Source organism: uncultured Nostoc sp. (assembly GCF_937863485.1).
Classification (GTDB): domain Bacteria; phylum Cyanobacteriota; class Cyanobacteriia; order Cyanobacteriales; family Nostocaceae; genus Nostoc.
This window is the reverse complement of the sequence record NZ_CALMFY010000130.1, coordinates 1-11,060: the sequence shown is the minus strand read 5'-3', so window position 1 is coordinate 11,060 and position 11,060 is coordinate 1. Positions and strand designations below refer to the sequence as shown.

11 protein-coding genes and 1 tRNA gene are annotated in these 11,060 nt (G+C 43.0%); 9 read left to right on the top strand and 3 right to left on the bottom strand.

Translation table 11 applies throughout. The features are described from left to right. Positions 1-853: DUF4912 domain-containing protein (locus tag Q0541_RS17330; RefSeq protein WP_298912491.1), on the top strand; the 853-nt coding region annotated here is incomplete at its 5' end. A 559-nt stretch (positions 854-1,412) separates the two neighbouring features. Here the strand turns inward: Q0541_RS17330 and Q0541_RS17325 are convergent. From Q0541_RS17325 to Q0541_RS17315, 3 genes are all read right to left on the bottom strand, one after another. After that, complete coding sequence (locus tag Q0541_RS17325) at positions 1,413-1,958, bottom strand: hypothetical protein (RefSeq protein ID WP_298912488.1); 546 nt, start codon at positions 1,956-1,958, stop codon at positions 1,413-1,415. 346 nt (positions 1,959-2,304) lie between these two features. Further along, a tRNA-Val gene (locus tag Q0541_RS17320) sits at positions 2,305-2,376 on the bottom strand. A 275-nt stretch (positions 2,377-2,651) separates the two neighbouring features. Further along, positions 2,652-3,356: a Uma2 family endonuclease gene (locus Q0541_RS17315; protein ID WP_298912483.1), complete on the bottom strand. Its 705-nt coding sequence runs from the start codon at positions 3,354-3,356 to the stop codon at positions 2,652-2,654. A gap of 333 nt (positions 3,357-3,689) precedes the next feature. Here Q0541_RS17315 and fbp point away from each other — a divergent pair, with 333 nt between their 5' ends. From fbp to Q0541_RS17275, 8 genes are all read left to right on the top strand, one after another. Beyond that, positions 3,690-4,739 (top strand): class 1 fructose-bisphosphatase, encoded by a 1,050-nt coding sequence (fbp, locus tag Q0541_RS17310; RefSeq protein ID WP_298912480.1) that lies wholly within the window; start codon positions 3,690-3,692, stop codon positions 4,737-4,739. A 243-nt stretch (positions 4,740-4,982) separates the two neighbouring features. Continuing rightward, positions 4,983-6,128, top strand: coding sequence for a transaldolase (gene tal / locus Q0541_RS17305; RefSeq protein ID WP_298912476.1), 1,146 nt, complete (start codon positions 4,983-4,985; stop codon positions 6,126-6,128). 279 nt (positions 6,129-6,407) lie between these two features. Continuing rightward, entirely contained in the window at positions 6,408-7,937 is a 1,530-nt protein-coding gene (gene zwf, locus Q0541_RS17300) for a glucose-6-phosphate dehydrogenase (RefSeq protein WP_298912473.1), read from the top strand. 168 nt (positions 7,938-8,105) lie between these two features. Further along, positions 8,106-9,473 carry a glucose-6-phosphate dehydrogenase assembly protein OpcA gene (opcA, locus tag Q0541_RS17295; protein ID WP_298912470.1) on the top strand — a complete coding sequence of 456 codons (1,368 nt, stop codon included), beginning with the start codon at positions 8,106-8,108 and terminating at the stop codon, positions 9,471-9,473. Positions 9,474-9,770: 297 nt separating this feature from the next. Then, positions 9,771-9,908, top strand: coding sequence for a BrnT family toxin (locus tag Q0541_RS17290; RefSeq protein WP_298912467.1), 138 nt, complete (start codon positions 9,771-9,773; stop codon positions 9,906-9,908). 2 nt (positions 9,909-9,910) lie between these two features. Next, positions 9,911-10,027: a BrnT family toxin gene (locus tag Q0541_RS17285; protein ID WP_366941893.1), complete on the top strand. Its 117-nt coding sequence runs from the start codon at positions 9,911-9,913 to the stop codon at positions 10,025-10,027. Continuing rightward, complete coding sequence (locus tag Q0541_RS17280; protein WP_298912464.1) at positions 10,017-10,262, top strand: CopG family transcriptional regulator; 246 nt, start codon at positions 10,017-10,019, stop codon at positions 10,260-10,262. Before Q0541_RS17285 ends, Q0541_RS17280 begins: the two co-directional genes overlap by 11 nt. Before the next feature lie 94 nt (positions 10,263-10,356). Next, on the top strand, positions 10,357-11,060 hold a 704-nt coding region (locus tag Q0541_RS17275; protein ID WP_298912460.1), incomplete at its 3' end, for a cobyrinate a,c-diamide synthase.

Here is an 11,060-nt window from a genome sequence, read left to right as displayed (position 1 = left end):
AACTGGGATAGACCTAAGTTATCAAAGTCCTCACCTTGTACAGCAGTATGCATGTGAAGAGACAGCAAACGATCGCTTTGTGGAAATTCCCATCAGCGATCGCGATTACATAGCTGAAATTGGCTATGTCGCTGATGACGATGCCTACGGCGGTAAACCACACTGGTTTTTTATAGCCCGTTCAGCGATCGTTCGTGTCTTCAATCCTGTGCATACAGATCCCAGCGGTGAAAATGTAGCGTTAGCAAGCCAGACACCTATTGGCTTGATAGAAACCCAAGAACAGAGCAGTGAAGAAGAGAGCAGTGTTGCGCTCACACCCCGCACTCCCAAGTGGGCTTATGTCTCTTGGTACATTTCCAAGACTCAGAAGGAAGCACTGCAACAACAAGGCGGCTCCCAATTGCTAGTGCGGCTCTACGATGTGACTGGGATTGACTTGAGTTATCAAAATCCCCAGCTTGTACAGCAGTATGAATCTGAAGAGGTAGTACAGGGACGCTTTGTGGCTATTCCCGTGAGCGATCGCGACTACATGGTTGAAATTGGCTATATCGCTGATAGCGATCGTTGGTTACTCATAGCCCGTTCACCCAATGTTCGGGTTTTCAGTCGTTCCCACGAAGATTTCTGGTTTGTAACAGATGCTGAGTTAATTATTCACGGAGCAACCCAACCAAATACAAGTGTAAATATTGGTGGTCATACCATCAAAATCAAACCGGATGGTACTTTCCACCTACGTCTCCCCTTTTCAGATGGTTTAATGGACTACCTGATAACGGTAGGTGCTGATGGGGAATCGACTAGAACTATCCATAAGAAGTTCTCCCAGGAAACTTCCGAAAGCTAATAATTTCCTGAATTACCCCTCTAACCCTATTCTCCCCATTTAGGCTACGGTGTACATCTTCTACACAGGATGCAAATTCACCTCGTTCCCAGTCTCCGACTGGGAATGGCTATTTTGGGGCTGCCGCCTCCTTGACTCGCGGCAGAGCAGCAATGAGCTTCTGGCTAAAAATGAGGTTTTTCCTTAGTCCGTGGAGGCGGACTTTGCCTGTATAGCGTTAAATGACCTTCGCCCAGGCTTTTACTTGCGGAAAACACCGAAATGAGAAACTAAACTGGGGTTTGAATAAGTCAAATGTCATTTTGCTTGCGGAAAACACCAAAATGAGAAAGTCAAATGGCATTTTGAGTAAGTCAAATGCCATTTTGAGAAAGTATTTAAGTATTTTGAGAAACTAAACAGCCATTTTTATAAAGCAATTAGGCATTTTGATAAAGTAATCAGCAAATATACTTGACAATTACAGGGTTTTGCATCTAAATGAAGTACATTCTTTACCCCACTTATAAAGGGGGGTAATTGTCAATTGGGAATTACAGCACCCTAAAATCAAGCTTGTTTAAAGAATATCTATTATGCTAGCTATCTGAATTATTTCAGTTCTTAATTCTTGAGCTTCCTGTTCAGTAGTTATAGGGTCCTCATTTATCTGTTCTACTTCTAAGATCCCTTTCCTAGTTTTTATTCTTAACTTTAGATCGTGAAAGGTATTATTATCTAATTGCCTCTTTTCCCAGACAATGAAAAAGTTTGGTCTGCCTGGAACCATATCTTGCACATTACTGTATATGTAATTAGTCTTTGATTTATAAATCTTTATGCCAGTATATCCTCTACCTCCTGCTCCAGGATTCTTGGCTACACATTGGAATAGTTGAAAAGTACCATTATCTACAAATTCTATAGAGCCTCCTGTTCTAGCCACTGCTCTATAATTAGCTGGAATAGATATCTTTATTCCCATATTCGTTAAAGTTACTGTCCTTTTAATCTCAGAAGCTGCCTCTTCGTCAAAAGCACATATAGTTTGTTTTGCTTGAACTAATACTGGGGATACTACTATGCCAGCCACGATCACAGGTAATAATAGCTTAATATGTCTCATTTTTATCACTAAAGTAGGATATCCATACTTAAATTACCCAAATGGTAGGTGGCTATATCAGTTGCCTGGAAATCTAACCAAAATGAGAGTAAAAATAATTAACCTCTTAACCCATCACATACAGTAATTAACATGCTGTAGGGAAATAATACAGGTTGCTTGTCTAGTTCTGCTGACTTTAAAGTGGTTCTAATTTTACAGTACTAGAGTTATATTGACCCTGAAGTAGTCTCTATTTTCTACCTCACAAATATACCTGAAGTGTATTAGCAGTACTGTGTTGACCCTCGTGGTGGCCTGTGTGAGATGGCTGAGTTAATTTACTAAAAGCCTTGATGTATATAAGTGGGCGATACTGGATTTGAACCAGTGACCCCATCCGTGTGAAGGATGTGCGCTACCCCTGTGCTAATCGCCCAAGACTTTATTATAACTTACTCAGATTGACGCTTGCAAAAATACATTTAAATAAGCTGTAAGCTGAATGCTAGCTGTTGCTCTTTGCACAGCCAGATTTTATGAATGTTTTGTAGGATAGACATCTTGTCCGTCCCAATTATGCCAGATAAAGTGTTTCAGTGCGATCGCTTGATTGTCGCAGATGGTAAAAATCCTTTCAAAAGCCCCACCCTAGCCTTGAATATCTAAAACCAAATAGCAAAATGACGAACTTTTATTGCCAACCTCAATTATTCAGAGATTATTCGGGTTGATTCCCTTCTGTTGTAATCTAGCTAAAAGTTCCTGAAGCTGTTGTTGTGTTTGCTCTAGTTGTTGCTGTTGCTTAACTGTTACTTCTTCTGGTGTTGAGTATCTATTACCATTTTTGTCATACCAATACAACCATTCTCGCGTGATTCCTTGGTAGGTTCCGCGTTCACGTCCAATACCTAAACCAATTTCTGGCATCCAGATTTTATCGCCTAATTGTAAAATATATTCACCATTAACTAAACGATAAACTTCTAAACGCTGACGCTTACGACGTAAGCGGGTTGGTGCATAGATGACATAATACAAAATGCCTAATTGGGCATAATCTAGTTTCTTTTGCTCGTATTCAAAATTGTAAGTTTGGGAAATAATTTCTAAGGATAAGATTGGGGAAATGCCATCTTCTTCCCAAAGTACATAACTAGAACGCCCATTTTCTCCAACAAAACGTTCTACACCCAAACTTAAAAACCCATCGGGGACAATGGCAGGTTTATTGGCTGTATAATAAATTCCCATGTTGATCCCAAAAAACCAATCATCACAGGCTTGCCAAATAGCAGCTAATATCGCTAACAATAAGTTGGGAATTAATATTTGCAGTTCGTTATCCACAGGGGTGTCATTAGAATCTGGCAATTCTGCTGATGAAGGTAGGCACTCTAATGGATTGTAGTTGAACATAAGCAGTTCTCAATCCCAAATGATAAATCTAAAGCTGTTTTTCCATAACTTCAGGGTAACTTAGGCTGCACATAATACTTAGTGGGTTCGTTGCCTTGATTACTTTTTCTAGTCGCTTGATTTAAGTAAATCACGCGACTCAATATTGGTGATGTCTTAGACAAACTACTACGTATATAGACTCTGGGTGCAGAAGTCACCAAAGATTCATTTCTTTAGTTTATCTAAAGTCGTATCTAAGTTCTCAAATTACCTTTCTAAGATAGAAGCAGCAACTATGAGTTGCCATACACGACACCCAATTAACAGCTAGTGGCTGCGGAGAACATAAAAATGGCTAAAGCGCCAGAATCTTTAGACTTATCTACCTACGATGCTACAGACAAATCCCTAGATCGTGATTGTACAACCTTATCCCGTCACGTCCTCCAGCAACTTCAGAGTTTTTCCCCAGATGCACAGGATTTAAGTGCGCTGATGAATCGCATCGCTTTAGCAGGCAAACTGGTTGCTCGTCGCATGAGTCGCGCTGGTTTAATGGAAGGCGTTCTGGGATTTACTGGGGAAGTTAATGTGCAAGGAGAATCCGTCAAAAAGATGGATGTCTATGCCAATGATGTATTTATCTCAGTTTTTAAGCAAAGCGGCTTAGTCTGTCGCCTAGCTTCTGAGGAAATGGAAAATCCCTACTACATCCCGGAAAATTGCCCCATTGGTCGTTATACCCTGCTGTATGACCCAATTGATGGCTCATCCAACACTGATAATAATCTCAGCTTAGGTTCCATTTTCGCCATTCGCCAACAAGAAGGAACTGATAGCGATGGTAAGGCAACTGATCTCCTCACCAACGGACGCAAGCAACTGGCTGCCGGATACATCCTGTATGGCCCCAGCACGATGCTGGTCTATACTATAGGTAAGGGCGTTCATTCTTTTGTCCTTGATCCCAGCTTAGGCGAATTTATTCTCACAGAAGAAAATATTCGGATTCCTACCCACGGGTCTGTTTACAGCGTGAACGAGGGTAACTTTTGGCAGTGGGAAGAATCAATTCGAGAATATATCCGCTACGTTCATCGCACAGAAGGTTACAGCGCTCGTTATAGCGGTGCAATGGTGAGCGACATCCATAGAATTTTGGTTCAAGGCGGCGTGTTTCTCTACCCAGGCACAATTCAAAACCCAGAAGGGAAATTGCGCTTGCTTTATGAAACCGCTCCTCTAGCCTTTTTGATTGAGCAAGCAGGCGGTCGTGCCACTACAGGACTGGTAAATATCTTGGATGTGGTACCGAAAAAACTGCATCAGCGCACACCTTTAATTATTGGTAGCAAAGAGGATGTAGCAAAAGTGGAGTCTTTTATTCAAAACGGCCACTAGAAGACAGTCACAAAAGCATCAAGGATGCGTCTAGCATCTGCCATTAATTAAACGTTAATCATGGTGATTTAGGATTGGGAATAAAGAATAGCACTTCTTGAAGATGTATTAAAGATTATCTCAGCTGGCGGATGCGATAAGTGATTGGCAACGCCACAATTCAAAAGTAACCATCAAATGTTGATGGGTTTTACCAACTTCACTACGAAACATCACTATACAGGACTGAAACAAATTAGAGCTATGGCTACCAATCATCTACTAGAAATTAAGCAATACGGTCAAAGTATCTGGATGGATAATCTGACCCGTGACATTATTCAATCAGGCGAACTCAAAGACCTGGTTGAAAATCAAGGGATCTCTGGAATTACCTCTAACCCAGCAATCTTTGAAAAAGCGATCGCTGGTAACGCCATTTATGATGCCGATATCGAAGCCGGAGTTCGCGCTGGCTTACCGACATACAAAATTTACGAATCGCTGGTTTTTGCAGATATCCGTAATGCGTGTGATATTTTACGCCCTGTTTTTGAAGCCTCGGATAGACTAGATGGTTATGTGAGTATCGAAGTCCCACCAACCATCGCCCATGATACTGAAGCAACAATAAACGAAGCCCGGCGTTATTTTCAAGAAGTTGGTCGGGAAAATTTGATGATTAAAATTCCCGGAACAGAGCCTGGCTTACCAGCAGCAGAACAGGTAATTGCCGAAGGGATGAATGTCAATATTACGCTGCTTTTTTCTATAGAAAGCTACAAAAACACAGCTTGGGCTTATATTCGTGGCTTAGAAAAACGGCTAGCTGAAGGTAAAGACATCAGTAAAGTTGCTTCAGTCGCCAGCTTCTTCCTCAGCCGGATCGATAGTAACGTTGACAGCAAAATTGATGCTAAGTTGAAAAAAGGCGTTGATGATATTACCGTGGAAGCAAAGCTCTTGGCTGTTAAAGGGAAAGTAGCGATCGCTAACGCCAAGATTGCCTACCAAGAATACAAGAAAATTATCGAGAGCGATCGTTGGCAAGCCTTGGCAGCAAAAGGAGCCACAGTACAGCGGCTACTTTGGGCTAGTACCAGCACCAAAGACCCCAACTACCGCGACGTGATGTATATCGAGGAGTTGATTGGGCAAGAAACCGTTAACACTGTACCACCAGCGACGATAAAAGCTTGTGCCGATCATTGTAACGTAGGCAATCGCTTAGAAACAGATGTAGATCAAGCTTACACACTGATCGAAAACCTCAAAGATCCCGACATCAACATCGATCTCGATGCTGTAATGGATGAACTGTTAGCTGATGGTATTGACAAGTTCATTCAGCCCTTCCAGTCCTTGATGAACTCTTTAGAAGACAAGATCAAGGTATTGTCACCAGTGTAGGGGCTAGGGAATGGGAATTTTGGATTTTGGATTTGCGATAGCGTAGCGTAAAGCTTGTGGCATGGCAACTCGAAGAAGAGGCTGCGCCAACGCTTAGAACGAGTCCGCGTACCCCTTCCCTACGGGACGCACTCGCGTTCGGGGATCTTGCTAGCAAGAGCATCTCGTAGAGAGCGTTTTTTGATTGAAGTCCAATTCAAAATTGCAAATCTAAAATCCTTTCCCAATCCCAATCTCAATCCCTAATCCAAAATCCAAAATCCAAAATCCAAAATTGCTATGGTTAGTCTGCTAGAAAACCCCTTGCGCGTTGGTCTACAACAACAAGGGATGCCCGAACCCCAGATTATAGTCATTTTTGGCGCTTCTGGTGATCTTACCTGGCGCAAACTAGTGCCAGCACTTTACAAATTGCGGCGAGAACGGCGCATTCCCCCAGAAACTACCATTGTCGGTGTGGCACGTCGAGAGTGGAGCCACGATTACTTCCGTGAACAGATGCAAAAAGGCATGGAAGAGGCACATCCCGATGTCGATTTAGGGGAACTCTGGCAAGACTTCTCTCAAGGTTTGTTCTACAGTCCTGGAGATATAGACAAACCCGAAAGCTACCAGAAACTGAAAAACTTATTGAGTGAATTAGACGAAAAACGGGGCACGCGAGGAAATCGAATGTTTTACCTCTCAGTTGCCCCCTCATTTTTTCCCGAAGCGATTAAGCAACTAGGAAGCGCCGGGATGCTAGAAGATCCCTACAAACATCGTCTAGTAATTGAAAAACCCTTTGGTCGCGACTTGGCTTCTGCCCAGAGTCTTAACCAAGTGGTACAGAAATTTTGCAAAGAAAACCAAGTTTACCGCATTGACCACTACTTGGGTAAAGAAACAGTCCAGAATTTACTGGTGTTTCGCTTTGCCAATGCGATTTTTGAGCCGTTGTGGAATCGTCAATTTGTTGACCATGTGCAAATTACCGTCGCAGAAACCGTAGGCGTGGAAGACCGGGCTGGTTACTATGAAAGCGTCGGCGCACTAAGGGATATGTTGCAAAACCACTTAATGCAACTTTACTGCCTAACGGCTATGGAACCACCCAACGCAATGGATGCCGACAGCATCCGCACAGAAAAAGTGAAGGCACTCCAAGCTACTCGTTTAGCGGATGTGCACAATCTATCACGGGGAGCAGTGCGTGGCCAGTACAGTGCTGGCTGGATGAAGGGTCAAGCAGTGCCAGGGTATCGCGCAGAACCAGGCGTTGATCCCAACTCGACAACGCCCACTTATGTAGCGATGAAGTTTTTGGTAGACAATTGGCGCTGGCAAGGTGTTCCCTTCTACCTGCGGACTGGTAAGCGGATGCCGAAAAAAGTCAGTGAGATTTCCATCCACTTCCGCGAAGTTCCGTCTCGGATGTTTCAATCTGCCGCCCAACAGACAAACGCCAACGTTTTGACGATGCGGATTCAGCCAAATGAAGGAATTTCCGTGCGTTTTGATGTCAAAATGCCGGGGGCAGAATTCCGTACCCGTTCCGTTGACATGGACTTTAGTTATGGTTCCTTTGGCATCCAAGCAACATCCGATGCCTACGATCGCCTATTCCTTGATTGTATGATGGGCGACCAAACATTGTTTACCCGGGCAGATGAAGTAGAAGCCGCCTGGCAGCTAGTAACACCAGCCCTTTCCGTTTGGGATGCACCCGCCGATCCAAATACTATTCCCCAGTACGAAGCCGGTACTTGGGAACCAGCAGAAGCAGAATTCTTAATTAACCAGGATGGCCGTCGCTGGCGCAGACTCTAAGATTTTAGATTTCAGATTTTAGATTTTAGATTGGGGATGGCGAAACAGGGAATGGGTAATGGAGAATATAAAAAACTATTACCAATTACTAATTACCAGTTCTTAATCCAAAATCTCTAATCTCAAATCCAAAATCCAAAATCCAAAATCCAAAATCCAAAATTTCCTATGGCTCTCCAAACTTCTACAATTTTTTCACTTCAGGCACCAAAAGATATTTCGCTTGACGAAATAGATGCAGAACTGAGTCAAATTTGGCAAAGCTACGGCATTACTGGCGAGGACGGTGGACTTCCCAGTGCTACTAGAGCAACAACATTTACTTTAATAGTCTACGAACCAGAAGAAACTCAGTATTTGTTGGCTGCTTTGGGATTTTACAACGGCCCAATTGATGGGATTTTAGGGCCACAGATGGCAGCAGCATTGCGGGAAGTGCAAAAAAAACATAGTCTGACACAAACTGGAACTGCAACACTAGAAACTCTCACTGTATTACGAGAAGAATTTGCTAAAGTTCAGCGAAACGGGTCTGGAGGAGAACATCCTGGTAGTGGGATCTTAAATAGCGCTGCAAGCCCCAGAATTGCCGATGAAATCGCCCTCCGCAACCCCTGCCGCATCATTGCCCTATTTCCCATTACTGGCGAAGATAAAGGGGTTAAAGCTCAAGTTTCTGCCTATTGCCCCATCCAAAAGCAATCATCAAGGACACTTGTCTGCTGCGAATACATCACTCTCAGTGGTACTGCTGCTGCCTTGGAACGGATAGGGGGCATGATTCCAGCATTGTTGATTGGCGGCTTACCGAAGTTTCTCTGGTGGAAGGCAACACCAGACCCTAACAACAGTCTATTCAAGCGCCTAGCAGCAGTCTCCAATAATGTCATTGTAGATTCTTGCAACTTTAACACCCCAGAAAGTGATTTACTCCACCTACAAGAGTTGGTAGAAACTGGTGTACCTTTAGCTGACTTGAACTGGCGTCGCCTCGCGTCATGGCAGGAATTGACAGCTGAGGCCTACGATTCTCCTCACCGTCGCGCCGCCCTCAAAGAAATTGACCGCGTTACGATTGATTACGAAAAAGGCAACCCCGCCCAAGCTTTACTGTTTTTGGGTTGGCTGGCAAGTCGGCTGGAATGGCAGCCAGTTTCTTATGAAAAGGAAAGCGGTGATTATGACATCACTCGCATCCATTTTATTGCTCAAGAACAGCGAGAAGTAGAAGCAGAGTTAGCAGGAGTTCCGGTTGCTGATGTGGGCGATATTATCGGCGACTTGATTGCCTTACGCCTTAGCTCGACAAATCCCCAGGCAGACTGTGGTACAGTTATCTGCTCGGAAACTGGTGGTTGTATGCGGATGGAAACACACGGTGGTGCCCAATCCGCCGGTCTGTTTCAACAGGTGACTTCACTTTCGGAACAAAAGGCGGAAGCATTGCTGAGTCAGCAAGTGCAACGCTGGGGCCGCGAGTCCTTGTTTGAAGAAAGCCTGGGAGTGACAGCGAATATTTTCAAATTGGCGAATTAATTCAGACCTAATCCCCCTACCCCCCTTCCTAATGCGGGAAGGGGGGAATTTTTTTAATTATTATTAAAATGAAGACGAAGGAAGGAAAATTTAATTTATAAAACAATACGCTTGGGTTAAGGGAATCGTAGGTTGGGTTGAGGAACGAAACCCAACATTTTCAGTGGTTTGTTGGGTTTCACTTCGTTCAACCCAACCTACACGGTTTATGGTTTTTGACGCTAACCCAAGCGTATTGATTTATAAAATAGTGAAGATTATTTATTAAAACATTTTGGATCTGTCTTAAAAAAAACTATGGAGTTTGAATTTTATCCTTACAAAAGTGCAACTAATAAAACTAAACATGGCATTGATTTTATTGAAGCACAGAAACTTTGGGCAGATGCAAATTTTATTGAAATCCCTGCCTGCACAACAGATGACGGTTTCTAGTTATTGGCAAGATTGCTGAAAAATATTGGTCAGCAGTCATTACTTATCGTGGTGATAAAATAAGAATTATTTCCGTTCGTCGCTCTCGGACTGAAGAGGTAAATATTTATGAAAGCTGAAGAATTTGATGCTAAGTTTAAGAATGGAGAAGATATTACTGAGTTTATACACTTATCTAACGCACATCGTCCACGTTATGAGCAAAAAAGAATTAATATTGACTTTCCCATTTGGATGATTGAAGCCTTAGAACATGAAGTCAAGCGTTTAGGGGTGACATCTGATTCTATGATTAAATTATGGCTGGCTGAACGTCTTGAAAAACAATTATTATTGAGTAAGAGAAAGCAGTAATTTTAATCAAATAAATGATTCAATATTTTGTTTTACTTTGATTTTATACTACTAAGATAGCTGACTATTTAGTTTAACCAATCACCAATTATCCATGTCTGTAATCATTGCTGGAGAACGTAGTGGGGTGGGCAAGACAACAGTTACGCTCACACTTTTAGCATCTTTACGTCGTCGCGATCGCCTGGTACAATCTTTCAAGGTAGGCCCAGACTACATTGATCCGATGTTTCATCAACACGTAACTGGTCGTGCTTGTCGGAATTTAGACCCAGTACTGACTTCCGAAGCCTACGTTCAGCAATGTTTTGCCCTTCATAGTCAACTAAGTGAATATGCCCTCGTGGAAGGGGTAATGGGATTATTTGATGGAATTGGGCATGGGCAAGAAAAGCAAAAATCAACTGATTTTGCAAGTACAGCGCATATTGGGCGGCTTTTAGATTTACCTGTGGTGTTGGTGATTGATTGTAGTCGTTTATCTGGTTCTGTAGCTGCGATCGCTCACGGCTACCAGTCTTTTGATCCCCGAATTAAAATAGCTGGGGTGGTACTAAATCGAGTCGGAAGCGATCGCCATCTCTCTCTCCTCAAAGATTCCCTAGAACGCTTACAATTACCTATTCTCGGCGTCCTGCGGCGTCAAGATAACATCACAATTCCCGATCGCCATTTGGGTTTAGTACCCACAGCAGAACTCCCAGAACTCAATGCTTTAATTGATCGCCTTGCTGATTTAGGAGATACTTGCTTCGATTGGCAACGCTTATTACCCCTGTTAAAATCAAAACCTCTCCC

Bases quoted from the DNA above. Each gene is read 5' to 3' on its own strand.
- opcA (WP_298912470.1), top strand. From the start codon at position 8,106: ATGGCTCTCCAAACTTCTACAATTTTTTCACTTCAGGCACCAAAAGAT.
- Q0541_RS17280 (WP_298912464.1), top strand. From the start codon at position 10,017: ATGAAAGCTGAAGAATTTGATGCTAAGTTTAAGAATGGAGAAGATATT.
- fbp (WP_298912480.1), top strand. From the start codon at position 3,690: ATGGCTAAAGCGCCAGAATCTTTAGACTTATCTACCTACGATGCTACA.
- tal (WP_298912476.1), top strand. From the start codon at position 4,983: ATGGCTACCAATCATCTACTAGAAATTAAGCAATACGGTCAAAGTATC.
- zwf (WP_298912473.1), top strand. From the start codon at position 6,408: ATGGTTAGTCTGCTAGAAAACCCCTTGCGCGTTGGTCTACAACAACAA.
- Q0541_RS17315 (WP_298912483.1), bottom strand. From the start codon at position 3,356: ATGTTCAACTACAATCCATTAGAGTGCCTACCTTCATCAGCAGAATTG.
- Q0541_RS17290 (WP_298912467.1), top strand. From the start codon at position 9,771: ATGGAGTTTGAATTTTATCCTTACAAAAGTGCAACTAATAAAACTAAA.
- Q0541_RS17325 (WP_298912488.1), bottom strand. From the start codon at position 1,958: ATGAGACATATTAAGCTATTATTACCTGTGATCGTGGCTGGCATAGTA.